This window comes from Blastococcus saxobsidens DD2, from assembly GCF_000284015.1.
Lineage (GTDB): Bacteria > Actinomycetota > Actinomycetes > Mycobacteriales > Geodermatophilaceae > Blastococcus > Blastococcus saxobsidens_A.
The window spans coordinates 1,068,887-1,094,884 of the sequence record NC_016943.1 but is presented as its reverse complement, the minus strand read 5'-3'; the positions used below and the strand labels follow the sequence as shown (position 1 = coordinate 1,094,884).

Genomic DNA, 25,998 nt, shown 5'->3' with positions numbered 1-25,998 from the left:
CTCGGGGTCAGCCGATCTGCCGGTCCAGGCGGTACCGCGCCAGCCGCTCCACCAGCTCCGGCAGCGCCCCGACCGGTGAGCCACCCAGATCGCGCCGGGAGTCGCGCACCACCCGCACGATCAGCTGCGGCCGCACCCGGCCGGCGAACTCCCCGCGCAACCGGTCGACGGCCTGGTCGACCGAGGGATCGACCTGCTCGTCGCGGCAGGAGTCGGCGGAGCGCTCCGGGGTCGAGCCGGAGGCGCTGGGCGGGACGGCCAGGGTCATGGACGGTCCTCACGTCTCGGAAGTACGACTGGCGTGGCGATCCACACGTTGTCGTACCGGAACCGCGGGCACCAGGGACCTACGTCCCGCCGGACGCCCGACCGCCTACGACGCAGCGAAGGCGTTGCCACCGGCGCGGGTGGCCGTGACCGCGTCGCGGAGGAGCGCGCTCAGTTCCCCGGTGTCCACGGCGTCCAGCGAGGAGAAGCGGATGCAGCTCTTGCCGCAGGACACCCGGCCCAGCTTCCCGGCCCGGGCCTCCGGCAGGTACGTCCCGTCGACGACGGCGCACACGTAGAGGGAGAGGTGCCGTTTCTGCGCGGCGAGGGCGATCAGGGGCCACGAGGTCGTCACCTTCGCCGACCTGGGCCGGTACGGCATCATCCCGTAGCCGAGCATGGCGCCGGAGCCCATCGGCACCAGCTTCCGGTCGATGTCCGGGGCGGCCAGCATCACGAGGGCGTCGGCCCGGCGCAGTTCCTGCTCCCGTGGCCCGGCGGCCGCGAACCAGTCGTCGATCCCGGCGGTCTCCGACACCGTCGGCCTCCTCAGCCCAGCGCGATCGAGAGCACCGTCGCACCGGCGGCCAGCACCATGGCCAGGACGATGAGCGCGGCGACCAGACGCCGTCGTCGCTCCGCGTCCCGGCCTCCGGTGCCACCCAGTCCCATCACGCCGCCGAGGCTACCGGCCGACAGTGCTGGTCAGCCCGGGCGCCGTCCCCAGAGCAGGGTGTCGATCGCGGGACCGTCCGGTGTCTCGCGCCGCACCTGCTCCAGCCGGTCGACGTCGAGCAGCCGGGCGACGGGGTCCAGCCGCGCCACGCTGTGCAGGATGCCCGGCTCCTGAGGGCCACCCACCCCCTCGGCGACGTTGGCGACGTCGTGGCCGAGGACAAGCAGCCGGCCACGGGGGCGCAGCCAGCCGACCGCCCGGGTCAGCAGGTCGGTGGTCTCCGGCTCGGGCAGGTGGAGGTAGGCGACCAGGACGAGGTCGAGGGTGCCGGGAGCAGCGGTCCAGCCGGTGACGTCGGCGGTCACCCAGTCCACCCGCTCGGCCCCGGGCCGCAGCCTGCCGCGGGCGAGGCCGGCCCCGGAGAAGTCGACGGCGGTGACGCGCCACCCCGCCGCGGCGAGCCACAGCGCGTGCCGACCCTCACCGGCGGCGAGGTCGACGGCGGTACCCGGCGGCAGGCCGGTGAGCAGCTCGGCGACCACCGCATTCGGCTCGGCCGACCACTGCGGCCGCTCGGCGTAGCGCCGGTCCCAGTCCTCCGCCCGCACACCGCCAGTGTCGCAGCGCGGACCCGCCGTGGACGATCGGGCGGGGGGAGGGTGGTGCTGATCGCCGTCGTCTCCCTCGTCGTCATCGTCACCATCGGGCTGCTGATCACCCGGATCGCCACGGTCGCTCGCGCGCCTGGCACGCGGCCACCCCGCCGGTCGAGGTGGTCGAACGGCGCCCGCGGCGGCGGTAGGGGCTGAACCTGTTCCTCCCACCTGGGACGGTGGCCGGCGTGACGACCCTGCGCGACATCGCCCCGATGCGGCTGGTGGCCCAGCGGCTCGCCGGCCCGGCCGCCGACGACGTCCCTGCCGCGGTGCGCCGGATGACCGCCCTCCAGGGGCAGGACTTCCCCGGTGCGGTCACCTCGGTCGCCCTGCGCACCGCCGGCCGACGGCGGGAGGACGTGCTGGCCGCCCTGGACGCCGGCGCGGTCGTGCGGTCGTGGCCCATGCGCGGCACGCTGCACCTGGTCGCCGCCGAGGACCTCCCCTGGCTGCTCGAGCTGCTCGGACCGCGCGCCATGGCGGGGCTGGCCGGCCGGCGGGCGAACCTGGGCCTCACCGAGGCCGATGCCGAACGCGCCCGCGAGCTCGCCGTCGCGGCCCTCTCCGGTGGGCGGCGGCTCGCCCGCGCCGAACTCCTGGCGGCGCTCGAGGAGGGCGGGGTCGACATCTCCGGTCAGCGCGGGTACCACCTGCTCTGGTTCCTGGCCCAGACCGGCACCCTGTGCCTCGGCCCCACTGCGAACGGCGACCAGCTGTTCGTGCTCCTCGACGAATGGGTGCGGGAGCCCCGCCGGCCGACCAGGGACGACGCGCTGGCCGAGCTGGCGCTCCGCTACTTCCGCGGGCACGGCCCGGCCACCGTCCGCGACCTGGTCCGCTGGGCCGGCAGCACGGTGCGGGACGTGCGCGCCGGGATCGCGGTCGTCCGCGACGAGCTCGCCTGCCTGCAGGTCGACGGCACCGAGTACTTCCTCGACCCGGAGACGCCGGACCGGTACGCCGCGCACCGGGAGCAGGCACGGGAGCCGCTGCTGCTGCCCGGCTTCGACGAGTTCGTCCTGGGCTACGGGAACCGGGAGGCCGCCCTCGACCCCGCGTTCGCCGACCGGATCGTGCCGGGCGGCAACGGCGTCTTCCAACCCACCGTGGTGGTGGACGGCCGGATCACCGGTACCTGGCGGTTCGCCGGGCGAGGTGCGTCCCGCACCGTGCAGGCGGAGCCCTTCACCACCTGGGACGACGAGCTGGCCGCGGCCGTCCCGCGCCTGGCCGCCGCGCTGCCGTGACCCGTGGCCTCCGCGCGGGAGTCAGCGGCGCTCGACGAGGAAAACCGGGATCTGCCGCCCGGTCTTCTCCTGGTACTCGGCGTAGGGCGGGTAGGCGGCGACGGCCCGCTGCCACCACTCGTCCCGCTCGGCACCGGAGATCTCGCGGGCCACGCCGTCCCACGGCTCGGGGCCGTCCTGCACCGTGACCTGGTCCGGGTGCGCGCGCAGGTTGGCCACCCAGGCCGGATCGGTCGGTGCACCGCCCTTCGAGGCGACCATCGCGTAGACGCCGTCGTGCTCCACCCGCATCAGCGGCTGCTTGCGAACCTTGCCGCTCGTGGCGCCGCGGGTGCTGAAGACGGCCACCGGCAGACCGGTGTCCCGCAGCGTGTTCGCCTCGCGGCCGCCGGTCGCCTCGTAGCGCTCGACCTGATCCCGGACCCACTGCTGCGGACTCGGCTCGTACTTCCCCTCCAGCGGCATGCCCCCGAATCTAGGACCGGGCGGACGCCCCCGCGCGGCGACCGGAGTCGCGGGCGCCCCCGTCCGGTGGCACGGTCACGCACGGGCACGTCGGAGCGGCGCCAGCCGTGGTTCCGGACCGGCTACGCGACCGGAGCCCTCGGCGCTGCGAACCCTTCGCCACCGACGACCTGGGATGAGATGGCCGACCACCTGCCCGTGACCGTGGACGGCCCGATCGCCGTCCTGACCATCGACCGACCCGAGAAGCGCAACGCCATGACCATGGGCATGTGGGCGGCGCTGCCCGGCGTCCTCGCCCCGCTCGCCACCGATCCCGCGGTGCGGGTCCTCCTGGTGACCGGCGCCGGCCCCTGCTTCTGCGCGGGGGCCGACATCTCCGACCTGCTCCGCGGCGAGGACCCTGCCGACCCGATGGCCGACGTCCGACGGCGCAACCTCGCCGCGCAGGCCGCCCTCCGGAACTTCCCGAAGCCCACCGTGGCGATGATCCGCGGTCACTGCATCGGCGGCGGTGTCGAGCTGGCCACCTGCTGCGACCTGCGGTTCGCCGATCCGACCGCGACGTTCGGGATCACCCCGGCCAAGGTCGGCATCGTCTACACACCCGCGTCCACCAAGGCGCTGCTGGACCTGGTCGGCCCGGCGACGACGAAGTACCTGCTCTACAGCGGCGAGCTGATCGACGCCGGCGACGCCCTGCGCACCGGCCTGGTCGACCGGCTGGCGCCGGCCGATCGGCTCGAGACGGAGGTGCGGGAGTTCGCCGACGTCCTGGTGTCCCGCTCGGCACTCACCCAGCGCGCCACCAAGGAGGTCCTCGCCGCGCTCACCGCCGGTGGTGACGGCGAACTCCACGCCGCCGCCCGCTACCGGGAGACCATCGCCGCCGGGGAGCTGGCCGAGGGTGTCGCGGCCTTCGCCGAACGGCGGCCGCCGCACTTCCCCTGGGCGGGCTGACCTTCCGGTTTGATCACCCCGATCGCGCGGGTACCACCCCAGCTGCGCGGAACGGGGCTCTCCGGAGCAGCAGCGGAACGGTGCAGCGCGCAGCACTGCCCTTCCCTGCCACCCCGATCCCGCCCCGAGACGCATGGACGCGCCGGGTGGACTTTCGTCAGCTCTCCCGCCCGACACCAGGGCGCTGACCACCGTCGTGACGGCCGCCCGGGCCGGTGGGAAACCTACCCGGATGTGTGCCGGAACCGCGGTGGGGTAGCGCTCCCACCGACCACGAAGCATGCCGAGGAGGACCGATGACTCACTCCATCGATGCCCCGTTCCCGCCGCCCGTTCCGGCCACGACGGGCACCACCACGACCGAGAGCCCGTCGACCAAGGACGCCGCCAAGGACGAGGCCAGGCACACCAGGGACGTCGCCAAGGACGAGGCCCGCAACGTCGGGCAGACCGCCAGCCAGGCCGGCAGCCAGGTCGCCTCGACCGCCACCGACCAGGCCAAGCAGGTCGCCGGAGAGACGCAGCGGCAGGCCAAGGACCTGGTCGACCAGGGCCGCTCCCAGCTCAAGGACCAGGCGGTCGGCCAGCAGCAGAAGGCGGCGGAGGGCCTGAACTCCATCGCCCAGCAGATGCGCGGGCTGGCCGACGGCAGCAGCGAGGGCGCCCCCGGCCCGGTCCGCGACCTGCTCCAGCAGGCGTCCGGCTCGGTCGAGAGCTTCGCCTCGATGCTGCAGAACAAGGAGCCCGCCGAGCTGCTGGACGAGGTCCGCCGCTTCGCCCGCCGCAAGCCCGGCATGTTCCTCCTGGGTGCCGCCGTCGCGGGTATCGCGGCCGGCCGGATGACCAGCGGGGTCAAGGCCGCGCACAGCGATTCGGGCAGCGGCAACCACGGCTACCAGGGCACGCCGACGAACTACGTCGACCCCGCGCCGACGTACTCCGACTACTCGGCCGCGACCACCGGCGTGCCCACCGGCACCGGCGCCCCGCTCCCCCCGCCGCCGTACGGCACGGTGCCCCCGGCAGGTGCCGCGATGCCCCCGGCAGGTGCCGCGGCGCCTCCGGCAGGTGCCGCGGCGCCTCCGGCGACGCCCGCCGGCTGGGACAACCCGGCCCGTCGGCCCGGTGGGGTGGCCTGACATGAGCACCCCCTACTCCGGGGCCACGCCCGCAGGGGCGACGCCGCAGGGCTACGCCGAGCCGACGCCCCAGGGCTACGCCGAGCCGACGCCGCAGAACTACGCGGCCGACTACTCCCAGGGCAGCCAGGCCTACAGCGGTGACCGCGGAACGCCGACCACCCCCAGCGGGGACCCCGACATCGGGGGCGTCTCGGTCGGCGCGCTCATCGGTGAGGTCACCAAGGACCTCTCCACGCTGATGCGCCAGGAACTCGAGCTCGCGAAGGTCGAGCTCAAGGTCGAGGCCAAGAAGGCCGGGCAGGGCGCCGGCATGTTCGGCGCCGCCGGCTTCGCCGGCTACATGGTGGCGCTCTTCCTCTCCCTCGCCCTCATGTGGGCGCTGGCCAGCGCCATCCCCGCCGGCTGGGCAGGGCTCATCGTCGCCGTCCTCTGGGGGATCGTCGGCGCCGTGGCCTTCGTGATGGGCCGCAAGAAGTTCCAGCAGGTGAACCCCAAGCCGGAGCGCACCGTGGACACCCTGCAGCAGGTGCCCGGCGCCCTGAAGCCCAACTGACCAGCAGACCGCTGAGGTCTCTTGAACGGCAGGAGCCGATACCAATGACCAGCAGTGACCCGGACGTCATCCGGCGGCAGATCGAGGACACCCGGCGCGAACTCAGCTACGACGTCGACGCCCTCAACGAGAAGGTCAACCCGTCCCGCGTCATGGACCGTCGGGTGACCGCGGCCAAGGGTCGCGTGAGCGGCCTGAAGGACAAGGTGATGGGCTCCGCCCACGACACCATGTCCACCGCGCAGGACAAGGTGCACCACGCCCAGGGCAGTGCATCGGACTCCGCGGGGTCCATGCAGGACAGGGCGGCCCACGCCAAGGACTCGGTCCAGCAGGTGCCCCAGCAGCTCACCCAGCAGGCCCAGGGCAACCCCCTGGCCGCCGGGCTGATCGCCTTCGGTGTGGGCTGGCTCGTGTCCAGCCTCCTGCCTGCCTCGCAGAAGGAGCAGCAGCTGGCGCAGCAGGCCGAGTCGGCCCTGCGCGAGCACAAGGACGAGCTGCTCGAGCCGGCCAAGCAGGCGGCCCAGGAGATGGGCGAGCAGCTCAAGCCGGCCGCTCAGCACGCGATGGAGGAGGTCAAGTCCACCGCTCAGGGCGCGGCCGACACCGTCAAGCAGGAAGGCCAGTCCGCGGCTCAGGACGTGCAGGGTCAGGCCCAGCAGTCCAAGCAGTCGGTGCAGGGTCAGGCCCAGCAGTCCAAGGAGACGGTGCAGAGCAAGTCCAGCTCCTGACACCGGCGGGTCCGTCCCGCCCCTTCGCCTGCGCCCCGCCGGGTCCTCCCGGCGGGGCGCAGTGCTGTCCGGGTGCGCTCCCACCCGAACGGGTGAGCCGCCCGCGGCCCCCGCTGCAGGCACCTCGTCGACGCGCCGTTCCTCCCCAGGACGACGCCATCGGCCCTGTACCAGCGGTGCGGGACCACGACCGACGGGAGCCCACGTGGACCCGGCCCTGCACTCCCCCGGCGGCGGCCGGCCGGCCGCGGCCGGCCTGACCGGGAGAACCCGGGTGCTGGTGGCCGACGACGAGGACGACATCCGCCAGCTGGTGTCCCTCGCCGTCCGCAAGGCCGGGTGCGAGGTCGTCGCGTCCGCCTCCGACGGCACCGCGGCCCTGGCTGCGGCACGGGCCGAGCTGCCCGGCCTCGTCGTCCTCGACGTCTTCATGCCGGGCGCGACCGGCCTGGAGGTGTGCGCCGCCCTGCGCGAGGACCCGGCGACCGCCGGCATCCGTATTCTCCTGCTGTCCGCGGGCGCCTCGCCCGACGAGGTGGCCCGCGGTCTGTCCGCCGGCGCGGACGCCTACCTGGCCAAGCCGTTCACCGTGGCCGGTCTGGTGCGGCAGGTGCGGGCCCTCACCGTGCGGCAGCCGGTGGCATGACGATCGCCGTCCTCGACCGCCCGACAGCTGCACGGCCCCGCCCGCGCCACCGGCTCCTCGCCCACCGCGTCCGGCGGGCCGCCGCCGGCGCACCGCTGGCCGGCACGGTCGTGATCGCCATGGCGACCGTGCTGCTGCTGGCCGGCTCCCTGCCGGTGGGTGACAGCTCGCTGGTGCGCACCGGGCTCGCCCTCGCGTTCGCCGCCCTGGCGGTGGACTGGGTCGCCCGACCGTCGGCTCCCGCGCTCGGCTCCCTGGCCGTCCCGGTCGCCCACGTGGCCGCCACCGGCCTGCTCTACGCCGGCACCGGGTCCCCGACGACGCTGTTCCTCCTCCTCAGCCCGGTGTGGGCGCTGTCGACCCACCCGCGCCGCCGCGGCGTCCCGATCGCCGTGGCCGGGACCACGGCCGTGCTCCTCGTTCCGCAGCTGCTCGACGTGCCGTTCGCCGCGTCCGCCGTCCTGCCCGGCGCGCTGGTGCTCGGTCCGCTGGCCGTCGCCGCCGGCAGCGTCGCGGTCAACGCGAACACCCGCCGGGCGGTCGCGCAGGCGCAGGTCATCACACGGTTGCAGCGCGAGCAGGCCACCCTGCTCGCCCAGGTGCAGAGCCGGGCCGACGAGCTGGACAGCGCCTCGCGGATCCTGGCCGCCCGCGCCCAGACCATGACCAGCGTCATCGACGCCGTCACCGAGCAGTCCATCATCGGGACCGACCGGGACGGCACCATCCGGGTCTGGAACCCCGGTGCGGAGAAGATGCTCGGCGTCCCGCGCCCGGACGTCGTCCGGACGCGCTCGATCCTCGACTTCCACCTCCCCCAGGAACTCGCCGCGGCCGCGGAGGACGGCGAGTCACCCACCGGGCTCGACGTCCTGGTGCACGCCGCGCGGGAGAACGGCAGCGACGTCCGCGACTGGACCTACGTCGCCGCCGACGGGAGGCACCGGACCGTCTCGGTCGCCGTCACGCCGCGCTCGGACGACCGGGGCGCCCACGCGGGCTGGAACTTCGTGGGCACCGACATGACCGAGGTGCGCGCCACCGAACGGATGAAGGACCAGTTCGTCAGCCTGATCAGCCACGAGCTGCGCACGCCGCTCAGCTCGATCCTCGGCTACCTCGAGCTGGTCATGGACGACGAGGACCAGCCGCTCACCGACGAGCAGCGGCAGTACCTGTCCACGGTCGAGCGCAACGCCCAGCGGCTGCTGCGGCTGGTCGGCGACCTGCTCTTCACCGCCCAGGTCGAGAGCGGCCGCTTCACCCTGCAGCCGGCCGAGGTCGACCTCGCCGGCGTGGTGCGGGCGGCCGAGGAGACCGCCCGGGTGGCCGCGGCCACCGCGGGGGTGCAGATCGTCGTCGACGTGCCCGACGAGGGACTGGTCGTCTCCGGCGACGCCGTCCGCCTGGGGCAGGCCTGCGACAACCTGGTCTCGAACGCGGTGAAGTTCACGCCGGCCGGTGGACGGATCGAGCTCGTCCTGCGCTCGGCCTGGCGGTCGCCCGACGGCGAGGTCGTCGACGGCAGCACCCCCGACGCGGTGCCGGTGGCGCTGCTCTCGGTCGCCGACACCGGCATGGGGATCCCCGCCGGCGAGCAGGGGCGGATGTTCACCCGGTTCTTCCGGTCCTCCAACGCCCAGCGCAACGCCGTGCCCGGCGTGGGCCTCGGGTCGACCATCACCAAGGCGATCACCACCGCGCACGGCGGGACGCTGGACCTGGTGAGCACCGAGGGCGTGGGCACGACCTTCACGATGACGCTGCCGGTCGCCCCCGCCGGCTGACTCCCACGGAAGCTGCGTGATCGGCGCCGGATCCATGCGGATTCCTTGCGGAACGCTGGCGGGTGACCTGCGGTTGGGCCGCCAGAGTCCTCGGTGTCACCGGGAACCCGGTGGGCCACACGGACACAGGAGACGCAGGACATGAGCACCACGACCGCCACCAGCTCCACCGCCCGGAAGATCGTCGGCTCGCTCGGTGTCATCGGCGCTGCCGCCGCCGTCGCCGGCATGGGCACCTTCGGTACCTTCACCGACAGCACCACCCCGGTCACCGCGACCATCGCCTCGGGCACCGTCGACATCGACCTCACCGGCCCGGCCACGACCGTCGCGGTGAACGCCGCCGGCTTCGTCCCCGGCGACTCCGTGACCGGCACCGTCAGCCTGAGCAACAAGGGCACCGCGCCCCTCGGCTCGGTGTCGCTCACCACCGGCGCCACCAGCTCGACGATCCTCACCACCGACGGGACCAACGGCCTGCAGCTGGCGCTGAAGTCCTGCTCCGTCGCCTGGTCGGCCGACAAGACCTGCGCCACCGGCGAGACCGTGCTGAGCACCGGCCCGGTCATCGGCACCCGGACGCTCGCCGCCCCCGCGTCCCTGGCCGTGGGCGGCACCGACCACCTGGCATTCACGATCTCGCTGCCGACCACCGCCGACAACGCCTTCCAGGGCACGTCGACCTCGCTGAGCCTGGTCTTCACCGGCACCCAGCGCACCGGCACCTCCCGCTGATCCCGGCCTGACGACCAACGGAGATCCCGCCATGACCGCCGTCCTTCCCGTTCCCCGTCCGGGGGCAGCCGCCGAGCTGCCCCTGGCGGAGGACATGCGCTCCACCGCCGGCCGCCCGGCCGGCCGGGCCGCCCAGACCCTGGGCCGCGTCGCCCCGTGGCTGGTCCGCGGAGTGATGGGCCTGGCCGTCCTGGCGTTCCTCGTCCTGGCGGTCGGCCCGCACGTGCTCGGCTACCGCACCATGACCATGCTGACCGCGAGCATGGCTCCCGAGATCGAGCCGGGTGACGTCACCATGGTCACGCCGATCGCGATCTCCGAGGTCACCGAGGGCATGGTGATCGCGTACCACAAGCCCATCGACGACCGCAGCCTCGTGACCCACCGGGTGGTATCGGTCGAGACCGGCAGCGACGGCTCGGTCCAGGTCCGGACCAAGGGCGACGCCAACGAGGCGATCGACCCCTGGATCGCCAGCCTCCAGGGCGACACCGCCTACGAGCTGCGTGCCGTCCTCCCCGAGGTCGGCCACCTGATCCAGGCGCTGCGCACCCCGGTCATCTCCCAGGTGCTGCTCTACGGCGCCCCGGCGCTGCTCGCCGGCTGGCTGCTCCTGACCATCTGGCGCCCCATCCGCGACGAGAACGAGGACCGAGCATGAGCCGCATCCGCCGCGCCCTGGCCGTCACCGGCCTCGCGCTCGCCGTCGTCGTCGGTGGCGCCTTCCCCGCCCTCGCCGGCTGGAGTACCTCCGACGGGGTCGACACGACGATCAGCACCGTCGCAGTAACGCCTCCCACGGAGGTGAAGGCCGAGAAAATCCAGTGTCGGTTCAACAACTACCGGCTCGTTGCCCGAGTCTTCTGGGAGCCCAGCACGACGGAACGGATCACGGGCTACACGGTCACCGCGTACATCAACGACAACTTCGTGCACGAACACCACGTCGATGCCACTGCCGGATCCGCGAACCTCATGTTCTTCGGGTTCTTCGCGGACGTCACGTTCACGGTCACCACGCACACCGATTACGGCTGGACGGCCGAGTCGGCCAGAACGGCGTCAGTCCGGTGCTGACCGCCCTCGTCGTCGACTCCGACCCGACGGCCCGCGACCAGGTCAGCGACCTGCTCTGCCTGGGTGGCTGGCAGGTGCAGCAGGCCACCGGCCCGGAGGACGCCGTCCGCCACGCCCTGATCGCCGACGTCGACCTGGTGGTCACCGACACGCAGCTGCCCGGCGGCAGCGGCACCGAGATGCTCCGCCGGATGCGGCGCAACGGCTCGCGCGCCCGGTTCGTCGTCGTCACCACCGACCTGACCGCCGAGATCCGCTTCGAGGCCGCCTCCGCCGGCGCACTGATCACGCTCGCCACGCCCGTGACCGCTCGGGCACTCCTGGACTTCCTGCGCAGCCGGACCACGGGGCCGGCTGCGCAGGCCGGGCCGCCCGGCACGGCCGGGCAGGACGTCGAGCTGCTGGACGTCGAGCTGATGACCCGCCTGCAGGCCATCTACGCCGATGCGCTGCAGGACCGCCTGTCGGCGATCGACTGGCACACCCGGGCCGGGAACGCGACCGCCGTCGCCTCCGCTGCCCAGACCCTCGCCGGCACGAGCGGCCAGCTGGGCCACCCGGAGGTCGCCTCCGTCTGCCAGGCCATCGCCGCCGACGCCCGCCGCGGCGTGCTGGCGCACTCCCGGGTCGCCGATCTGCACGAACTCACCCGGGTCTCCTGACCCGCCCTCAGCGAGCTCCGGCACGGCGAGGCCGCGGCCGCCTGCCACGCGATCGCCGGCCACGCGCGGCGCGGCATCGTGGCGCAGTCCCGACCGGTCGAACCGGTCGGCGTCTGCTCCCGCGCGGAGGGCGGCCGCCGGGCCGAGGCGCGGTCGCTTCAGGCGACGAGCCGGTAGCCCACTCCCCGCACCGTCCGGATCTCCGGAGAGCTCAGACCGGCGGCCACCAGCTTGCGGCGCAGGTTGGACATGTGCGCCTCGACCAGGCGCAGGTTGCCCTCCCAGTCGGTCTGCCAGACCTCCCGCAGCAGCGTCTCCCGCTGCAGCACCCGGCCCGGGCGCGAGGCCAGGGCGGCCAGCAGGTCGAACTCGGTGCGGGTCAGGTCCACGACGGCGCCGTCGACCCGCACCTCGCGGCTGTCCTGGTCCACCTCGAGCTCGGCGAGCCGGCGCACCGACTCGGGGAGCGCGGCGGGCTCGGGCGCGGCGGCCGGCATCGTGCGCGGAAAACGCAGCATTGCCTGCACCCGCGCGGTGAGCTCCCGCGGCGAGAAGGGCTTGGCCATGTACCCGTCCGCGCCGACGGCCAGCCCGATGAGCAGGTCGACCTCCTCGGCGCGTGCGGTCAGCATCAGCACGTAGCAAGGCGTCTCGGCGCGGATCTGCCGGCAGATCTCGGTGCCGTCGGCGTCCGGGAGCCCGAGGTCGAGCACGATGAGGTCCGGCGGGTCCCGCCGCACCTCGGCCAGCGCGTCGGCGCCCGTGCCCACGGCACGCACGGCGAAGCCGGCCCGCTCGAGCACCGTGGTCACGAGCTCGCGGATCTCCTCGGTGTCCTCCACCACGAGCACGGACTGCTCCGGCACGACGACTCCTCCTCGACTGCGCATTCCCGGCGGGGAGGTCGGTCCTCCCGTCACCTGACCGGGTGATCGGCAGCGCATCTCCGCTGCTTGAGCGCCCGGCGGCTCGCCCGGTCGGGTCCTCCCACCCGGGGGGGGGCGAGGGAGACCCGGCTCAGGAAGGCCCGGGATCCGGTCGTCAACTCCCGCGTGGGGCACCCGTCCCCCTCCCGGCGTGTCCGGGAGACCCGACCGAGGGAGCCGGAACCGTGGACGGTGCACTGCACGTCCTGGTCGTCGACGACGATCCCGACATCGCACTCTTCGTACGCACGGTGCTGCAGCGCGGCGGCATGGCGGTGACCACCTGCGCCGCCCCCATGGAGGCGCTGGCACTGGCCGCCCGCGTGGAGTTCGGCGCGGCGATCACCGACATCGAGATGCCCGGCATGACCGGCCTGGAGTTCCTCGACCGGCTCCGTCAGCTGCGCGCCGACCTGCCGATCACGGTCATGACCGCGCACGCGTCGGTCGACTACGCCGTGGACGCCCTGCGCCGGCCGACGAGTTCCTGGTGAAGCCGGTGCCCGAGGACACGCTCGCGGCGACGATCCGCCGGCTGGCCGAGACCGCCCAGGCCAGCTACGCCAGCGGTCTCTACCTCGTCGACGCCCCCGCGCGGCACCTGGTGCGGCCCGGTCTCAGCGAGGAGTTCGTCGACCACCTCGTCGAGCTCTGCGAGCGCGAACGGGTCGACGTCCTCTTCTCCACCGTCGACGTGGAGCTGCCGCGCCTCGCCGCCGAGCGCAAGCGCCTCGACGCAGTCGGCGCCACGTTGGCCGCACTCAGCCTGGAGACCCTCGAGGTCTGCCTGGACAAGGACGTGCTGGCCCAGCGGTGCGCGGACGTGCTGCCCACTCCGCGGCCCGCGCTGCTCGGCGAGACCGATCCCGCCGGCTGGGACTACCCCGTGATCGTCAAGCCGCGCCGCGGCGCCGGTTCCCCACGGGGTGCACCTGGTCGAGGACCCCGCCGCGCTGCGCGCCCTGGGCAGCGACGAGGACATCCTGGTGCAGGCCCACCTGCCCGGGGACGAGTACTCGGTCGACACCCTGGCCGACGCCGACGGGCACGTGGCCGCCGCCGTCCCCCGGTCACGGCTGCGCGTGGACTCCGGGGTGTCGGTCGCCGGTGCCACCGTCGCCGACGCGGAGCTCGAGGACACCGCCCGCCGGGTGGCCGCCGCCATCGGCCTGGTGGGGGTGGCGAACGTGCAGCTGCGCCGCGACGCCGCGGGCCGCCCCGCACTGCTGGAGGTCAACCCGCGGTTCCCCGGCGCCATGCCGCTGACCGTGGCGGCCGGCGTCGACATGCCCTCGCTCGCGCTGGACCTGGCCCTCGGCCGGCTGCTGCCCGACCGGGTGCCCTTCACCGAGCTGGCCGTCGTGCGGTACCTGGAGGACGTCTTCGTCGCCCCGGCCGACATCGTCGCCGGGGAGGCCGGACGATGACCCTCGCCCTGGGTGCGCTGGACCTCCTGCTCACCGACCACCACGTGCACTCCACCTGGTCCGACGACGCGGTCAGCGCCCCGCGGGAGAACCTGGTCGCCGCGCGCGACACCGGCCTGGCCAGCATCCGCATGGTCGACCACGTCCGGACGACGACGACGTGGGTGCCCGGCTTCCTCGCCGAGGTGGCCGCGCTCCCCCGCATCGACGGGCTGGAGGTGCTCACCGGCGTCGAGGCCAAGATCCTGGACGCCTCCGGCCGGCTCGACGTCCCCGACGACCTGGTGGTCGGCCCGGGCGGAGTCGACCGCATCCTGCTCGACATCCTGGTCACCGCGACGGTGCGGGCCATGGAGCGCGTCGGCCGTGGCCAGCTCGCCCACCTGTTCTCGCTGCTGCCCAAGATCGGCCTGCACGAGAGCGCGCTCTGCGACGACCACCTGGCTGCGATCGCCAACGCCGCCGTCCGCACCGGGACGGCGGTCGAGGTGAACGAGAAGTGGCGCTGCCCCGGCCCCCGCGCGGTGCTGGCGCTCGCCGCCGCCGGCGTTCCCCTCGTCGGCTCCACCGACAGCCACGAATGCTCGACCGTGGGCCGGTACTCCTGGGTGTCCGACGCCGCGTCGGCCACCCGGCTGGTGGGTGTCCGATGAGGGCCGTCCTCGCCTCCGGCACCGACGTCGCCGGGATCGGCGAGACGGTCCTGACGGTCGCCCTGCTGGTCCTCGTCGGCATCGGCGCGATCCCCGTTATGGCCGGGCTGGCGCAGTTCTTGGTCATCCCGCTGCACGCGGTGCGCAACCACTACCGCGAGACCGGCCCCTACCTGCCCAACGTCGCGGTGGTGATCCCGGCGTGGAACGAGGCGGCGGTGCTTCCCCTGAGCATCGAGCGGCTGATGGGGCTGGACTACCCGCCGGATCGGTTGCGGGTCTACGTCGTCGACGACGCCAGCACCGACGACACCCCGGCCGTGCTCGCCGACTGCGCCGAGCGCTTCCCGGGCCGGGTCGTGCACCTGCGCCGCGAGCAGGGCGGCCAGGGCAAGGTCCACACGCTCAACCACGGACTGCGCGAGATCCTGGCCGACGACTGGATGGAGGCGCTCCTGATCATGGACGCCGGCGTCGTCTACGAGCCCGCGTCGCTGCGCAAGATGACCCGTCACCTGGCCGACCCCACGGTCGGCGCGGTCACCGCCTACATCCGCGAGGGCAGCCGTGACCCGAAGGGATGACCCGGTTCATCGGGTTCGACTACCTGGCCGCGTAGGCCGCCTCCCGCCGGGCGCAGAACGTCGCCGGCGCGATGGCCTGCCTGGCGGGCGGTGCGCAGCTGCACACCCGGGAGAACCTCCTGGCCATCGGTGGCCAGATCGACACCTCGTCGCTGGCCGAGGACACCGTGACCACGTTCCGCACCCAGCTCGGCGGGCGATAGGTCGTCTTCGAGCCGCACGCCCGCGTGCTGGCCGAGGAGCCGGCCGGCGTCGACGCGCTGTGGAAGCAGCGGCTGCGCCGGGCCCGCGGCAACGTGCAGATCACCTCGATGTACCGGCACCTGTGGATCCGCAGGTCGGTGCACCCGGGGCTCGGCGGCCTGTTCTTCGGGATCTTCTGGCTCGCCATCCTGCTGCTCCCGGTGGCGATGCTGCTCACCTCGATCGGCCTGATCGGGCTCTACCTGCTGGACAGCCGGCTGGCCGGCGAGGTCTTCGGCGCGGCCGTCTTCGTCCCGATCGCGACGTTCGTCTTCATGATCACGCTGACCATGTCGGTCGATCCCGGCACCGGCCGGAAGGTGTGGCGGGACGCGTTGCTGTTCCCCGGCGCGATCTCCTTTCGTCCTGCTGACGGCCGCCTTCCCCGGGGTGGTGCCGCTGTCGGACACCGCCGAGACCGTGTGGACGCTGTTCGTCTACAGCTGGCTGGTGCTCTGCATCCCGCTGGCCTACGGGGTGCGCAGGCTCGAGGGGACCCGCTGGCGTCGGCCGCTGGCCCCGCTGGCGCTCTACCTGGTCGGCTTCGGGCCGATGATGTGCGCGATCACCGTGGACGCCTACGTCAAGGAGTTCCGCGGGGCCGCGATGACCTGGGACACGACCGAGAAGACCGGGAGGTCGCGGCATGAGTGCGTCCACGAACTGGCCGGAGCAGGACAGCCCTACCGGGTCAGCCCCCCGGTGGTGCTCACCGAGGCGGAGCTCGCCCGCTACGGCGGCCGCTTCCCGGTGTGGGCCGATCCCATGGCCCTGGCCGACGAGACCGAGGCCGACCGGCTGCGCGAACGCCGGCTGTACGCGGGACTGGCCGTCGCGATCGCCGTCGTCGTCCTGCTCTACCTGGTGCCGACCGCCGTCCTCGCCGCCTGAGACCGCGGCCCGGCCGTCCCCCCTGCACCCGGGACGGCCGGGCCGCAGCTCGACGACTGCCAACTCCGTCCGGAGCGGCGATCCGGGGCGGCCTCAGTCTCAGACGAAGGCGCTGATGCCGGTCAGTGCCCGCCCGACGATCAGCTGGTTGATCTCCCGGGTGCCCTCGTAGGAGTAGAGCGCCTCGGCATCGTTGAAGAACCGGACGACGTCGTGCTCGATCAGGATGCCGTTGCCGCCGAAAAGCTCACGTGCCCAGGCCACGGTCTGCCGCGCCTGGCTGGTGACGTAGCTCTTGGCCAGCGCGGCGTGGTCGTCGCGGAACACGCCCTCCTCCTGGAGCTGGGCCACGCGGACGGCCATGCCGAGGCTGGCGGTCACGTTGCCGGCCATCCGCGCCAGCAGGTCCTGGATCAGCTGGAAGCCGGCAATCGGGCGGCCGAACTGCTCGCGCTCCTTGGCGTAGGCGAGGGCGGCCTCGAACGCGCCCATCTGGCAGCCGACGGCGTTCCAGGCGACGCCACCGCGGGTCAGCTCGAGCACCCGGTTGACGTCCGCGAACGTGTTGCCGCCGTCGAGCTTGTTCCCGGCCGGGATGCGGCAGCCCTCGAAGTTCACGTCGGCGTTCTGCACCGTGCGCAGCGCGTACTTGCCCTCCATCTTGGTCGCGGTGAACCCGGGGGTGTTCTTCTCCACGACGAAGGTCTTCACCGAGTCGTCGGCGAGGTCCCGGGCGAAGACCACGACGAGGTCGGCGAAGGTGCCGTTGCCGATCCACCGCTTGGCGCCGTCGAGCACCCACCCGTCGCCGTCCCGCCGGGCGGTGGTCTCCAGGCCGAGCGCGACGTCGGACCCGCCGTGCGGCTCGGTGAGCGCGAAGCAGCCGATCTTCTCCAGCGCCAGCATGCCGGGCAGCCAGCGGCGCTTCTGCTCCTCGGAGCCCAGGTTCACGATCGACCCCATGGCCAGCCCGTTGTGCACGCCGAGGAACGTGGCCATCGACGGGTCGACGCGGGAGGTCTCCAGCGCGATGAAGCCGGTGAACAGCCGCGAGCCCCGGGGGGAGCCCTCGGTGTCGTAGCTGCGGCCGACCAACCCCGCCTCGGCGAAGCGCGGGATCAGGTCCATCGGGAAGGTGGCGGCCTCCCAGTGCTCGTTGACCCGGGGCTTGATCTCGCGCTGCAGGAAGTCCCGGATGCCGGCGAGCTCCTCGCGCTCGTCGGCCGACAGCAGTGACTCGTAGGCGTACAGGTCTCCGGTGATCAGGTCGTCGGTCATGTGCGTCCTCTCCTGGATGGCACTCCGGGCCCTACCCGCCCTTCCCGGCCCGCAACTCGACCGCGACCGGCGCCGTGCACCGTGCCGGGCCCGGTGCACGGCGTGGTCGATGCGGGGCGTTCGCCGACCGGCGCACCGTCGCGCGGAGGGCCACCCGACGGCAGAAAACACGGAGGAGGACTTGACCACAGCCACTTAGGTCAGGCTAACCTGGCCGCAGTTCCCGGGATCCACCTCCGGGAGATGGCCCCGTTCGCGCTCCCGGTTAGGCGACCCATCCATGTACGTGTGCCACTGCAGCGTGGTGACCGACCACGACATCCTCGAGGCCATCGCCAACGGCGCACGATGCGTCGCCGATGTGGCACGCGCGACGGGGGCGGGCCGGACCTGCGGCAACTGCGTCGGCTCGCTCCGCGAGCTGGTGTGTCAGCATTGCCCGGTACGCGCCGGGGGCACCACCGAGCACCCGGCCGAGCGAGAGCTGGGAGTATCCGGTGCAGCCCGTTAGCCCCCGCGTGGTCGAACTGCTCAACGACGCGCTGACCTTCGAACTCACGGTCACCAACACGTACTTCCTGAACGCCCGCATGCTCGACGCGTGGGGCCTGCCCAAGCTCGGCAAGGTCTTCTACGACCTCTCCATCGACGAGATGCGCGACGCCGACGACCTCATCCAGCGCGTCCTGCTCTTCGACGGCCACCCCAACGTGCAGCGCCTCGGCGCCATCCGGGTGGGCGAGACGGCCGAGGAGATGATCGTGCTGGCCCTCGACAGCGAGAAGGCCGCAGTCGCCCAGTTCAACGCCTCCGCGAAGGAGTGCCACGAGCTCGGCGACCACGGCACCGCCTCGGTGTTCGAGGAGATGGTCCTCGACGAGGAGAAGCACGCCGACTGGTTCGAGGCCCAGCTGGCCGCCATCGAGCGGGTGGGCGCGCCGCAGTACCTGGCCGCGCAGATCACCACCGAGACGCCCTGACGACACCCGCAGCAGCAGCGAGGGCCCCCTCCCGGTGACCGGGAGGGGGCCCTCGCTGCGTCGAGGGGAACCTTCCGTGCAGAGAAGGTCCCCCCGGGGCGGTCAGTCGACCAGGAGCCCCTCGAGCGCGTCGAGCTGCAGCGTCGCCGCCCGCAGGCCGATGCCGGTGTAGAAGACGTCGTCCTCGACGGCGAAGGCCTGCCCGCTCTGGACCGCCGCCAGCCGTGGCCACAGCGGGCCGGCGACGACGGCGGCCTCCCCGGACTCGTCGGCCGCACCGTAGGACGAGTAGAGGACGATCTCGGCGTCGGCCTCGGTGAGCTGCTCCGGGCTGAGCTCGGCGAAGGTCGGGCGCCCGGCATCGAGCTCGACCTGGTCCAGCCCGATGTCGGTCAGCACCGTGCCGATGAAGGAGTCGGGCTGGTAAGCGCGGATCGTCCCGCCGACGAAGCGCAGCGGGCTGATGGTGGTGTCCGCCGGGTTCCCGATCGACTCGCCGAGCGCGGCCGCCTGCTCCTCGTAGTCGGCGAGCAGCTGCTCGGCCTCCTCTTCCTTGCCGAGCGCCTCGGCGTCGAGCCGGAAGTTCTCCTTCCACGTGTCGCCCAGGTCCGCGGCGAACACCGTGGGGGCGATCTGCGACAGCTGGTCGTAGATGTCCTCGTGCCGCACCGAGTTCGACAGGATGAGGTCCGGCTCCAGCGCCGCGATGGCCTCCAGGTCCGGCTCGGCGATCGTGCCGACGACGTCGATGCCCTCGGCGTCCTCGGCCAGGTAGCTGAGGAACTCCTCCGAGACGGCGGTGGTCACCGCGCCGACGGGCGTCACACCGAGGGAGAGGGCCGCGTCCAACTCGCCGGTGTCCAGGACGACGACGCGCTCGGGCTCCTCGGGGATCTCCGTGCTGCCCATCGCGTGCTCGACCGTGCGGGGGAACGCGCCGTCCCCGGACGCGGTGGGGCCGGCGGCCTCCTCGGCTCCCGAGGTGCCACCGCAGGCGGACAGGGCCAGGGTTGCCGCCACGGCGAGGCTGGTCGCCTGCAGGACGCGGATCGTCATCGGTCTCCTTCGGAACGGAGCGCCTGCGCACGGTGGCAGGGCACTGGATCGGCGGGCAGCCGTGTGCGAGACTGCCCGAAGCCAGGTGAGGCTAGCCTAAGTCGTCAGACGGTCTGCACCTGCCCGACCCGGGAGACGCCGTGACGGTCGAAGCCCTGCAGATCCCCGCGTACCGCACCTTCCCGGTGCGGGTGTCGCACGTACAGCGACTGAGCCCGAGCTTCCTGCGGATCACGTTCACCGGTCCGGAGATGACCGACTTCTCCTCGAACGGGTTCGATCAGCGGATCAAGGTCATGCTGCCGTTGCCGGGCCGGAGCGTCCTCGACTGCCCGGCCGGGAACGACTGGTACGGCGCATGGCGCGAGCTGCCACCCGAGCGGCGGATGCCCATCCGCACCTACACGATCCGGGCGCTGCGCCCGGAGCAGCGGGAGGTCGACGTCGACTTCGTCCTCCACGGCGCCACCGGCCCCGCCTCGGCCTGGGCCGAGCGGGCCGCCGTGGGCGACGAGGTGGTGCTCGTCGGCCCCAACGCCCGCTTCCCCGGGCCCACCGGCGGCTTCGAATGGCACCCTCCGGCGGACGCCTCCTGCCTGCTCATCGCCGGCGACGAGACCGCCGTGCCCGCGATCTGCGCCATCGTCGAGACGCTGCGCCCCGGCCGGCGCGGAAAGATCCTCCTGGAGGTCCCCACCGCGGCCGATGCCCTCGACCTGGTCGCGCCGGACGGCGTGGAGATCACCTGGCTGCCGCGCTGGCCGGACGACGGCACCGCGCCGACCGCGCGAGGTGAACTGCTCACCGCGGCCGTCGTGGCCGCCGTCGACGAACTGGCCGACGTCCGCACCCCGGGCGTCGTCCTCGACGACGTGGACGTGGACGCCGGGATCCTCTGGGAGGTCCCCGGCGAGGACGCGCTCCCCCGGCGCTCCTCCGGCGTGTACGCCTGGCTGGCCGGTGAGGCCGGCGTCGTGAAGAGCCTCCGCCGGCACCTGGTCCAGGACGTCGGCATCGACCGCCGGTCGGTCGCCTTCATGGGCTACTGGCGCGAGGGTCGCGACTCCGACTGAGGCGACACGGTCGGGGGGGAAGCCGGCCAGTTCACGCCCGCTCGGCTTGCTCGGTGACATCGAACGGTGTCACATAAAGGGATGACCGGAGCGGTGGACCTGCTGGCGATGGACGGCCTGAGCATCATCGCAACCCTTGGCTTCTTCGTGCCCGCCGCCATCCTGGTCGCCCTGGTCGCGGCGGCCGTGGTCCGTGACCGCCGGATCAGCGCGCGCGAGGCCGCGGCGGAGGCCGACCGGCGCGGCATGGCGCGGGAGGAGATCCCCGAGGGCGAGCGCCCGCGCCCTGCCGACTAGACCTCCTCCGGCTCCGCCAGCTCGCCGAGCGCCACCTCCACGGCGGAGGCCACCTCGGCCGCCATCTCGGTGCGGAAGGCCGCGAGCATCGCCTGCGCGGCCACCGGCTGGAGCCGGCCGACCGTGGCCAGGATGTCCGGCAGCTGCTCGTGGGGGGCGCCCGCCTCGACGAACGCCCGCCAGCCGGTGTCGACGAACATCTGCACGTAGGTGCGCGCGATCGCCCGCACGTGCTCGTTGACCTGTGCCTGCGCGGTGATGAGGGCCTCCGGCGGCACGCCGAGGCTCACGACCTGGAGCCCGGCCATGAGCAGCGCCGGGTCGAGCACCCGGATGCGCTCGTCGTCCAGGCGCTCCACCAGCCCGAGGCCGACCAGCTGGTCGATGACCTCGGTGTCCTCGGCGACCCCGGCCCGTGCGGCCAGCTCGGCACCGGTGGTGACCTCCGGCTCGGGCGGCAGCCACGGCGCCAGCAGTGCGCGGTGGAGGGCGAGGGTGGCCGAGCTGGCGGTCGGCGGTGCGCTGGCCAGCGTCCGCTCGATCATGGCCAGCGAGTAACCCTCGGCGAGCATCTCCCGCACGAGGAGGAGCCGGGCGACGTGCTCGCGGCCGTAGTAGCCGGTGCGCCCGACCATCCGGGGTGGCGGCAGCAGGCCGCGAGCCGAGTACGCCCGGAGGTTGCGCACGGTCACGCCCACCCGCGCGGCGAGCTCGTCGACCGTCAGCTCCGTGTCGACCCCGTCGGTCAGCGGCTCGGACCGCGCTGCACTCACGTCCTCCTCCTTCCCGTCGTCACCTTCCGGCAACCCGCTCGTTCTATGTATCAGTTGTCGATGTCACCGTGCTCGGTGTCCCATAGCCTCATGCTTGGAGGGAAAGCCATGCCACTGGCCGCCGATACCCGACCCGCCGGCGGGGCCGCCATCGGTGAGGTGCTGCTCGCCACCGGCATCGGGCTCGCGCTCACCGCGGCCCTGCTCGCCCTCGTCTACGCGCACCGCACCCGGCGCTCGACGGTGCTCACCCGGATCGGCGACCGGCTGGGGGCCGCCACCGGTGTTCCGGCCTGGGTGGCGCTGCCGACGATCCTGACGACGGTCTCGCTGCTGACCGCCCTGCTCGGCATGCTCTGGGACATCGCCCTGCACATCGGGGTGGGGCGCGACGAGGGCCCGCTGGCCAACCCGGCGCACTTCGTCATCCTGTTCGGTCTCTTCGGGGTGTTCGCCGGCGGCGTCCTCGCCTGCGCCATGCCGCTGGACGAGTTGCCGGGCCCCGCCGCCGTGCACTTCCTGCGCGGGTGGGACGTGCCGGTCGGCGGCATCATCCTCACCGCTGCCGGCTTCTACGCCCTGCTCGGCTTCCCCCTCGACGACGTGTGGCACCGGATGTTCGGCCAGGACGTCACGCTGTGGGGCCCGACCCACCTGATGCTCATCGGCGGCGCCGGGCTGTCCATCATCGGGCTGCTCCTCCTCGAACAGGAGGGCCACGGCAGCCTGTCCACCGACGACGGCGACCGCACGGCCGGGCGTACGGCACGGTTCATCCGGCAGGCGTCGGCCATGGGTGGGCTGCTGCTGGGCATGTCGGTGTTCCAGGGCGAGTACGACTTCGACGTCCCCCAGTTCCGGCTGGTGCTCGAGCCGCTCATGATCGCCGGCGCCGCAGGCATCGCCCTGGTGGCCGCCCGGCTGTTCATGGGCCGCGGCGGCGCACTCGCTGCGGTCGCCTTCTTCCTCGTCGTCCGCGGCACCATCTCGCTCGTGGTCGGGCCCGCCTTCGGCGAGATCACGCCGTCGTTCCCGCTCTACCTGGGGTCGGCGATCGTGGTCGAGCTGCTCGCGCCGGCCCTCCCGCCGGCCCGCCGTCCGCTGGCGTTCGGCGCGGTCGCGGGGGTGCTGATCGGCACCATCGGGCACGCCACCGAGTGGGGCTGGACCCAGTTCACCCAGACGCTGTCGTGGAACAGGGACATCCTGGTCGAGGGCACCCTGATGGCGATCGCCGGCGGCGTCGTCGGCGGCCTCTTCGGCGCCCTGCTCGCCTCCGGCCTGCGCCGCCGGCTGCCCCGCCCCGCGGTCGCGCGGGCCGTGCTCGCCGGCTCCCTCGTCGTGCTGGCCGCCGCGGTCGCCAACGGCCTGCTCGCCACCGTCCCCGACGACGTCCAGGCCACGTTCGGCATCGAGGACGTACAGGCCGACCCGCGGACGGCGAACATCACCGTGCAGCTGGACCCGGCGGACGTCGCCGACGACCCCGCCTGGGTGCAGATCACCTCCTGGCAGGGCGACGGGCTGGTGGTCACGCCGCTGGAGCGGACGGGCCAGGGCGCCTACCGGACGACCGAGCCGGTCCCGCTGCACGGCACCTGGAAGACGCTGCTGCGCGTCCACGACGGCCGCGTCCTCACCGCGGTGCCGATCTACCTGCCCCAGGACGACGCCATCGACGCCGAGGCGGTCCCGGCCGAGGACGGGATGACCCGCTCGGCCATCCCGGAGGTGGAGATCCTCCAGCGCGAGCTCAAGAATGCGCAGGGCGGCCTCTGGACGATCTCCAACCTGGTCGTCCTGCTGTGCACGCTGGCGCTCGTCGCCGCCATCTCCTGGGGGGTCGGGCGGTACGCCCGACGGGCCGCCGTCCGGGAGCCGTTCACGGAGGCCCCGGCGGACAGCCGCGCCGAGGGGACGACGGCCGGCTCCGGGGCGGCGCGCCGGTGACCGCGCGCCGGCTCCTCGTCGCCGCACTGCTTCTCATGGCGCTGGCCGGGTGCGCCGGCACGACGGTCCCCGTCGGGCAGGAGGCGGCCACGTCGGCGGCGGTCACCGCCGACGGTCCGGCCACCGCCACCACCGCGGCACCGGAGCCCGCCGAGGCGGCGGGGCGGCGGATCGAGGTGCAGCTCGCCGGTGGTGCGGTCAGCGGCGACACCGGCCGGGTGCCCGTCCCGCTCGGCGAGCCGGTCACCGTCGTCGTCACCGGCGACGTCGCCGACGAGCTGCACCTGCACGGCTACGACCGCACCGCCGATCTGGTCCCCGGACGGCCGGCGGAGCTGAGTTTCGACGCCACGATCCCTGGGGTGTTCGAGCTGGAACTGCACGACGCCGGGACGGTGCTGCTGACGCTGCAGGTCTCGTGACCGAGCGCGCGAGGTCACGCGGCGACAGAGCACCCCGGGGCACGAGCCCGACGAGCGCCAGCGAGGAGGCCTCGTGACCCTGCTCGCCCACGGCGTCGGCTCCCGGACCGACCTGCCGATCCCCCTCGGCCTGACGCTGTACGGCGCCGGAGCGGCCATCCTGATCAGCTTCGCCGCCCTGCTGCTGTTCTGGCGGACGCCGAGGCTGGGCGGCCCGTCCTCGGGGCGCCCGCTACCCGCCGGAGCCCAGCGGGTCCTCGACGGCCCGGTCCTCCGGCGATCCCTGCAGGCGGTCGCGCTGGCGCTGTCCGTCCTGCTGGTCGCCGCCGCGCTCGCCGGCCCGGACGAGACCGCGCGCAACCTCGCCCCCTGGGCGCTGTACGTGACCTTCTGGGTGGGGCTGGTGCCGGTCAGCCTGCTGTTCGGGCCGGTCTGGCGGGCGGCCAACCCGCTCCGGCTGCTGCACCGGGCGCTGCGCCCGATCGCCGCCTCCGCGCCGGGGGCGGACCGGCTGCCGGCGCTGGGACTCTGGCCCGCCGCGGTCTCGCTGCTGGTCTTCCTGTGGTTCGAACTGGTCTACCCGGACCGCGCCGAGCCGGCCACGGTGGCGGCCTTCCTCGTCGGCTACGTCGTGGTGCACACCGCACTGGCCCTGTGGTTCGGCGAGGGCTGGTTCGCCTCCGGCGACGGGTTCGAGGTGTACGCCACGCTCATCGCCCGCCTGTCCCCCTGGGGGCGCCGCGACGACGGCCGGCTGGTGCTGCGCAACCCCCTGGCCAACGCGACGGCGCCCGGGGTCCCCGGCCTGGCCGCGGTCGTCGTCGTGCTGCTCGGCTCGACGGCGTTCGACGGGCTCTCGCGCACCGTCTGGTGGCAGACCGGGCCGGGTGCGGCGGACGACTCGCTCTCGGGCACCGTCGGCCTGCTCGCGAGCATCGCCGCCGTCGCGCTGCTGTACCTCCTCGGCACCCGGCTGTCGGGCCGGCTGGCCGGTCAGCCGGCCGGCATCCAGCCGCGCCGGTACGCCGCCACGGTCGTCCCGATCGTCCTGGGCTACACGGTCGCCCACTACTTCAGCCTGCTGCTCCTCGACGGGCAGACGACGTGGATCCTCGCCAGCAACCCCTTCGGCACGCCCGGCGTGGACCTGTTCGGCAGCTACGACGCCACCGTCGACCTGACCGCGGTCAGCCCGGACACCATCGCCTACGTGCAGGTGGGCGGGGTCGTCGCCGGGCACGTGGCGGGCGTGACGCTCGCGCACGAGCGGGCCCTCCGGTTGCAGCGGCACGCCCGGGCGTCGGACCAGCTGCCACTGGTCGTGGTGATGGTGCTCTTCACCGTCGGCGGGCTCGGGCTGCTGTTCGGGTTCTGAGCCACGGGCTCACCCGTTCGGGCGACCGCGCTCCAGCCGGAGGCCGGACCGGCCGATGGGAGACCTGCCGGGACGGCATCTCGCCGGCCCGTCGCCGATCGAAAGGCGCGCTCCCGTGATCGCTGTGACCTGCCGCAACGGTGAGCACTTCTCCGTCGACCCCGACCACATCGAGCGCATCGAGCACCGCGGCGACACCGTGGTGCACCTGGTCGACGGGACCCACTTCGTCGTCGAGGCGGAGTTCGACGACGTCCTGCGCTGCATCGCCGACGACCGCGCCGGTGCGTTCGCCCGGCGGGCCGCGCTGCTCAACGGCTACGCGGCGATGCCGACGTCGGCCCGCCCGGCCCGCCGGCTCGGCGCCACGGCGTCCGCGCGGGACTGACGCCGTTCAACCCCAGAACACGGCGACCTGCTCCCACACGGCGTCGGCCTGTGCGCGCCCGGCCAGGGCCGCAGGCTG

The 25,998-nt window shown here is 73.5% G+C and carries 35 protein-coding genes and 1 pseudogene; 27 read left to right on the top strand and 9 right to left on the bottom strand.

The annotated features are described in order from the left end of the window. Positions 1 to 7 precede the first annotated feature (7 nt). From BLASA_RS05215 to BLASA_RS05205, 4 genes are all read right to left on the bottom strand, one after another. Positions 8 to 268: a three-helix bundle dimerization domain-containing protein gene (locus BLASA_RS05215; protein ID WP_014374992.1), complete on the bottom strand. Its 261-nt coding sequence runs from the start codon at positions 266 to 268 to the stop codon at positions 8 to 10. 105 nt (positions 269 to 373) lie between these two features. Then, positions 374 to 805 (bottom strand): DUF1801 domain-containing protein, encoded by a 432-nt coding sequence (locus BLASA_RS05210; RefSeq protein ID WP_014374991.1) that lies wholly within the window; start codon positions 803 to 805, stop codon positions 374 to 376. An 11-nt stretch (positions 806 to 816) separates the two neighbouring features. Then, a complete protein-coding gene (locus BLASA_RS26205) occupies positions 817 to 942 on the bottom strand; it encodes a hypothetical protein (RefSeq protein WP_014374990.1) in 126 nt (41 codons plus the stop codon). A 30-nt stretch (positions 943 to 972) separates the two neighbouring features. Further along, positions 973 to 1,551 (bottom strand): class I SAM-dependent methyltransferase, encoded by a 579-nt coding sequence (locus BLASA_RS05205; protein ID WP_014374989.1) that lies wholly within the window; start codon positions 1,549 to 1,551, stop codon positions 973 to 975. 54 nt (positions 1,552 to 1,605) lie between these two features. On the opposite strand from BLASA_RS05205, the gene BLASA_RS24855 reads away from it, so the two are divergent. After that, complete coding sequence (locus BLASA_RS24855; protein ID WP_166486478.1) at positions 1,606 to 1,752, top strand: hypothetical protein; 147 nt, start codon at positions 1,606 to 1,608, stop codon at positions 1,750 to 1,752. A 32-nt stretch (positions 1,753 to 1,784) separates the two neighbouring features. Continuing rightward, the gene (locus BLASA_RS05200) at positions 1,785 to 2,846 is read left to right on the top strand and encodes a winged helix DNA-binding domain-containing protein (RefSeq protein ID WP_014374988.1); all 1,062 of its coding nucleotides are present in this window, start codon (positions 1,785 to 1,787) and stop codon (positions 2,844 to 2,846) included. Between the two features lie 21 nt (positions 2,847 to 2,867). On the opposite strand, the gene BLASA_RS05195 is transcribed toward BLASA_RS05200, so the two are convergent. Then, a complete protein-coding gene (locus tag BLASA_RS05195) occupies positions 2,868 to 3,311 on the bottom strand; it encodes a nitroreductase family deazaflavin-dependent oxidoreductase (RefSeq protein WP_014374987.1) in 444 nt (147 codons plus the stop codon). 180 nt (positions 3,312 to 3,491) lie between these two features. Here BLASA_RS05195 and BLASA_RS05190 point away from each other — a divergent pair, with 180 nt between their 5' ends. The 10 genes from BLASA_RS05190 (at position 3,492) to BLASA_RS05145 (ending at position 11,604) form a co-directional block, all read left to right on the top strand. Then, the gene (locus BLASA_RS05190; protein ID WP_014374986.1) at positions 3,492 to 4,271 is read left to right on the top strand and encodes an enoyl-CoA hydratase/isomerase family protein; all 780 of its coding nucleotides are present in this window, start codon (positions 3,492 to 3,494) and stop codon (positions 4,269 to 4,271) included. A gap of 296 nt (positions 4,272 to 4,567) precedes the next feature. After that, the gene (locus BLASA_RS05185) at positions 4,568 to 5,410 is read left to right on the top strand and encodes a hypothetical protein (protein WP_014374985.1); all 843 of its coding nucleotides are present in this window, start codon (positions 4,568 to 4,570) and stop codon (positions 5,408 to 5,410) included. Position 5,411: 1 nt separating this feature from the next. Continuing rightward, positions 5,412 to 5,966 (top strand): phage holin family protein, encoded by a 555-nt coding sequence (locus tag BLASA_RS05180; protein WP_014374984.1) that lies wholly within the window; start codon positions 5,412 to 5,414, stop codon positions 5,964 to 5,966. A 44-nt stretch (positions 5,967 to 6,010) separates the two neighbouring features. After that, the gene (locus BLASA_RS05175) at positions 6,011 to 6,697 is read left to right on the top strand and encodes a DUF3618 domain-containing protein (RefSeq protein ID WP_014374983.1); all 687 of its coding nucleotides are present in this window, start codon (positions 6,011 to 6,013) and stop codon (positions 6,695 to 6,697) included. A 205-nt stretch (positions 6,698 to 6,902) separates the two neighbouring features. Next, positions 6,903 to 7,343 carry a response regulator transcription factor gene (locus tag BLASA_RS05170; RefSeq protein WP_014374982.1) on the top strand — a complete coding sequence of 147 codons (441 nt, stop codon included), beginning with the start codon at positions 6,903 to 6,905 and terminating at the stop codon, positions 7,341 to 7,343. Further along, positions 7,340 to 9,130 carry a sensor histidine kinase gene (locus BLASA_RS05165; RefSeq protein ID WP_014374981.1) on the top strand — a complete coding sequence of 597 codons (1,791 nt, stop codon included), beginning with the start codon at positions 7,340 to 7,342 and terminating at the stop codon, positions 9,128 to 9,130. Before BLASA_RS05170 ends, BLASA_RS05165 begins: the two co-directional genes overlap by 4 nt. A gap of 141 nt (positions 9,131 to 9,271) precedes the next feature. After that, the gene (locus BLASA_RS05160; RefSeq protein WP_014374980.1) at positions 9,272 to 9,865 is read left to right on the top strand and encodes a TasA family protein; all 594 of its coding nucleotides are present in this window, start codon (positions 9,272 to 9,274) and stop codon (positions 9,863 to 9,865) included. 31 nt (positions 9,866 to 9,896) lie between these two features. Further along, a complete protein-coding gene (locus tag BLASA_RS05155; RefSeq protein ID WP_014374979.1) occupies positions 9,897 to 10,526 on the top strand; it encodes a signal peptidase I in 630 nt (209 codons plus the stop codon). Continuing rightward, positions 10,523 to 10,942, top strand: coding sequence for a hypothetical protein (locus tag BLASA_RS24850; protein WP_014374978.1), 420 nt, complete (start codon positions 10,523 to 10,525; stop codon positions 10,940 to 10,942). The genes BLASA_RS05155 and BLASA_RS24850 overlap by 4 nt, the downstream gene beginning before the upstream one ends. Beyond that, a complete protein-coding gene (locus BLASA_RS05145) occupies positions 10,936 to 11,604 on the top strand; it encodes a response regulator (protein WP_014374977.1) in 669 nt (222 codons plus the stop codon). Before BLASA_RS24850 ends, BLASA_RS05145 begins: the two co-directional genes overlap by 7 nt. A gap of 158 nt (positions 11,605 to 11,762) precedes the next feature. Here BLASA_RS05145 and BLASA_RS05140 read toward each other — a convergent pair whose 3' ends face one another. Further along, entirely contained in the window at positions 11,763 to 12,470 is a 708-nt protein-coding gene (locus BLASA_RS05140; RefSeq protein WP_014374976.1) for a response regulator transcription factor, read from the bottom strand. Positions 12,471 to 12,715: 245 nt separating this feature from the next. Between BLASA_RS05140 and BLASA_RS24845 the strand changes: the two genes are divergently transcribed. From BLASA_RS24845 to BLASA_RS25475, 7 genes and pseudogenes are all read left to right on the top strand, one after another. After that, on the top strand, positions 12,716 to 13,024 hold the full coding sequence (locus BLASA_RS24845; protein ID WP_014374975.1) for a response regulator: 309 nt from the start codon (positions 12,716 to 12,718) through the stop codon (positions 13,022 to 13,024). Then, positions 13,021 to 13,269, top strand: a pseudogene (locus BLASA_RS26515) (hypothetical protein); the annotation flags it as partial. The gene BLASA_RS24845 and the pseudogene BLASA_RS26515, both read left to right, overlap by 4 nt. A 187-nt stretch (positions 13,270 to 13,456) precedes the next feature. Continuing rightward, positions 13,457 to 13,957: an ATP-grasp domain-containing protein gene (locus BLASA_RS25485; protein WP_197536264.1), complete on the top strand. Its 501-nt coding sequence runs from the start codon at positions 13,457 to 13,459 to the stop codon at positions 13,955 to 13,957. After that, positions 13,954 to 14,610: a histidinol-phosphatase gene (locus BLASA_RS05130; protein WP_014374974.1), complete on the top strand. Its 657-nt coding sequence runs from the start codon at positions 13,954 to 13,956 to the stop codon at positions 14,608 to 14,610. The genes BLASA_RS25485 and BLASA_RS05130 overlap by 4 nt, the downstream gene beginning before the upstream one ends. Continuing rightward, positions 14,607 to 15,194 (top strand): glycosyltransferase, encoded by a 588-nt coding sequence (locus BLASA_RS25480; RefSeq protein ID WP_197536263.1) that lies wholly within the window; start codon positions 14,607 to 14,609, stop codon positions 15,192 to 15,194. Before BLASA_RS05130 ends, BLASA_RS25480 begins: the two co-directional genes overlap by 4 nt. 71 nt (positions 15,195 to 15,265) lie before the next feature. Further along, entirely contained in the window at positions 15,266 to 15,397 is a 132-nt protein-coding gene (locus BLASA_RS26200) for a hypothetical protein (protein WP_269446688.1), read from the top strand. A 430-nt stretch (positions 15,398 to 15,827) separates the two neighbouring features. Next, entirely contained in the window at positions 15,828 to 16,328 is a 501-nt protein-coding gene (locus BLASA_RS25475) for a hypothetical protein (RefSeq protein ID WP_014374973.1), read from the top strand. Positions 16,329 to 16,427: 99 nt separating this feature from the next. Here BLASA_RS25475 and BLASA_RS05120 read toward each other — a convergent pair whose 3' ends face one another. Beyond that, on the bottom strand, positions 16,428 to 17,606 hold the full coding sequence (locus BLASA_RS05120) for an acyl-CoA dehydrogenase family protein (protein ID WP_014374972.1): 1,179 nt from the start codon (positions 17,604 to 17,606) through the stop codon (positions 16,428 to 16,430). Between the two features lie 280 nt (positions 17,607 to 17,886). Here BLASA_RS05120 and BLASA_RS26510 point away from each other — a divergent pair, with 280 nt between their 5' ends. Both BLASA_RS26510 and bfr read left to right on the top strand, forming a co-directional pair. Then, positions 17,887 to 18,117 (top strand): (2Fe-2S)-binding protein, encoded by a 231-nt coding sequence (locus tag BLASA_RS26510; RefSeq protein WP_014374970.1) that lies wholly within the window; start codon positions 17,887 to 17,889, stop codon positions 18,115 to 18,117. Further along, complete coding sequence (gene bfr / locus BLASA_RS05115) at positions 18,104 to 18,586, top strand: bacterioferritin (protein ID WP_014374969.1); 483 nt, start codon at positions 18,104 to 18,106, stop codon at positions 18,584 to 18,586. Before BLASA_RS26510 ends, bfr begins: the two co-directional genes overlap by 14 nt. Before the next feature lie 102 nt (positions 18,587 to 18,688). On the opposite strand, the gene BLASA_RS05110 is transcribed toward bfr, so the two are convergent. Then, positions 18,689 to 19,642 carry an ABC transporter substrate-binding protein gene (locus BLASA_RS05110; RefSeq protein WP_014374968.1) on the bottom strand — a complete coding sequence of 318 codons (954 nt, stop codon included), beginning with the start codon at positions 19,640 to 19,642 and terminating at the stop codon, positions 18,689 to 18,691. Positions 19,643 to 19,782: 140 nt separating this feature from the next. Between BLASA_RS05110 and BLASA_RS05105 the strand changes: the two genes are divergently transcribed. Together BLASA_RS05105 and BLASA_RS05100 are read left to right on the top strand one after the other, a co-directional pair. Continuing rightward, complete coding sequence (locus BLASA_RS05105) at positions 19,783 to 20,715, top strand: siderophore-interacting protein (protein ID WP_014374967.1); 933 nt, start codon at positions 19,783 to 19,785, stop codon at positions 20,713 to 20,715. Between the two features lie 81 nt (positions 20,716 to 20,796). After that, the gene (locus tag BLASA_RS05100) at positions 20,797 to 21,012 is read left to right on the top strand and encodes a hypothetical protein (protein ID WP_014374966.1); all 216 of its coding nucleotides are present in this window, start codon (positions 20,797 to 20,799) and stop codon (positions 21,010 to 21,012) included. On the opposite strand, the gene BLASA_RS05095 is transcribed toward BLASA_RS05100, so the two are convergent. Next, the gene (locus BLASA_RS05095) at positions 21,009 to 21,785 is read right to left on the bottom strand and encodes a MerR family transcriptional regulator (RefSeq protein ID WP_014374965.1); all 777 of its coding nucleotides are present in this window, start codon (positions 21,783 to 21,785) and stop codon (positions 21,009 to 21,011) included. The two genes, BLASA_RS05100 and BLASA_RS05095, sit on opposite strands and share 4 nt — an antisense overlap. Positions 21,786 to 21,893: 108 nt before the next feature. Between BLASA_RS05095 and BLASA_RS05090 the strand changes: the two genes are divergently transcribed. The 4 genes from BLASA_RS05090 to BLASA_RS05075 all read left to right on the top strand — a co-directional run bounded on the left by BLASA_RS05090 (position 21,894) and on the right by BLASA_RS05075 (position 25,920). Beyond that, a complete protein-coding gene (locus BLASA_RS05090) occupies positions 21,894 to 23,735 on the top strand; it encodes a hypothetical protein (RefSeq protein ID WP_014374964.1) in 1,842 nt (613 codons plus the stop codon). Further along, on the top strand, positions 23,732 to 24,157 hold the full coding sequence (locus BLASA_RS05085; protein WP_014374963.1) for a hypothetical protein: 426 nt from the start codon (positions 23,732 to 23,734) through the stop codon (positions 24,155 to 24,157). The genes BLASA_RS05090 and BLASA_RS05085 overlap by 4 nt, the downstream gene beginning before the upstream one ends. A gap of 73 nt (positions 24,158 to 24,230) precedes the next feature. Continuing rightward, positions 24,231 to 25,532, top strand: coding sequence for a hypothetical protein (locus BLASA_RS05080; RefSeq protein ID WP_014374962.1), 1,302 nt, complete (start codon positions 24,231 to 24,233; stop codon positions 25,530 to 25,532). A gap of 115 nt (positions 25,533 to 25,647) precedes the next feature. Beyond that, on the top strand, positions 25,648 to 25,920 hold the full coding sequence (locus tag BLASA_RS05075) for a flagellar FlbD family protein (RefSeq protein WP_041775618.1): 273 nt from the start codon (positions 25,648 to 25,650) through the stop codon (positions 25,918 to 25,920). Positions 25,921 to 25,998: the final 78 nt, after the last annotated feature.

Coding starts and splice junctions, on each gene's coding strand:
- BLASA_RS05185 (WP_014374985.1), top strand. CDS start 4,568: ATGACTCACTCCATCGATGCCCCGTTCCCGCCGCCCGTTCCGGCCACG.
- BLASA_RS05090 (WP_014374964.1), top strand. CDS start 21,894: ATGCCACTGGCCGCCGATACCCGACCCGCCGGCGGGGCCGCCATCGGT.
- BLASA_RS05160 (WP_014374980.1), top strand. CDS start 9,272: ATGAGCACCACGACCGCCACCAGCTCCACCGCCCGGAAGATCGTCGGC.
- BLASA_RS05100 (WP_014374966.1), top strand. CDS start 20,797: ATGACCGGAGCGGTGGACCTGCTGGCGATGGACGGCCTGAGCATCATC.
- BLASA_RS05110 (WP_014374968.1), bottom strand. CDS start 19,642: ATGACGATCCGCGTCCTGCAGGCGACCAGCCTCGCCGTGGCGGCAACC.
- BLASA_RS26200 (WP_269446688.1), top strand. CDS start 15,266: ATGGCCTGCCTGGCGGGCGGTGCGCAGCTGCACACCCGGGAGAACCTC.
- BLASA_RS05165 (WP_014374981.1), top strand. CDS start 7,340: ATGACGATCGCCGTCCTCGACCGCCCGACAGCTGCACGGCCCCGCCCG.
- BLASA_RS24850 (WP_014374978.1), top strand. CDS start 10,523: ATGAGCCGCATCCGCCGCGCCCTGGCCGTCACCGGCCTCGCGCTCGCC.
- BLASA_RS05155 (WP_014374979.1), top strand. CDS start 9,897: ATGACCGCCGTCCTTCCCGTTCCCCGTCCGGGGGCAGCCGCCGAGCTG.
- BLASA_RS05130 (WP_014374974.1), top strand. CDS start 13,954: ATGACCCTCGCCCTGGGTGCGCTGGACCTCCTGCTCACCGACCACCAC.
- BLASA_RS05120 (WP_014374972.1), bottom strand. CDS start 17,606: ATGACCGACGACCTGATCACCGGAGACCTGTACGCCTACGAGTCACTG.
- BLASA_RS26510 (WP_014374970.1), top strand. CDS start 17,887: ATGTACGTGTGCCACTGCAGCGTGGTGACCGACCACGACATCCTCGAG.
- BLASA_RS05175 (WP_014374983.1), top strand. CDS start 6,011: ATGACCAGCAGTGACCCGGACGTCATCCGGCGGCAGATCGAGGACACC.
- BLASA_RS05180 (WP_014374984.1), top strand. CDS start 5,412: ATGAGCACCCCCTACTCCGGGGCCACGCCCGCAGGGGCGACGCCGCAG.
- BLASA_RS05190 (WP_014374986.1), top strand. CDS start 3,492: ATGGCCGACCACCTGCCCGTGACCGTGGACGGCCCGATCGCCGTCCTG.
- BLASA_RS05195 (WP_014374987.1), bottom strand. CDS start 3,311: ATGCCGCTGGAGGGGAAGTACGAGCCGAGTCCGCAGCAGTGGGTCCGG.
- BLASA_RS25480 (WP_197536263.1), top strand. CDS start 14,607: ATGAGGGCCGTCCTCGCCTCCGGCACCGACGTCGCCGGGATCGGCGAG.
- BLASA_RS05215 (WP_014374992.1), bottom strand. CDS start 268: ATGACCCTGGCCGTCCCGCCCAGCGCCTCCGGCTCGACCCCGGAGCGC.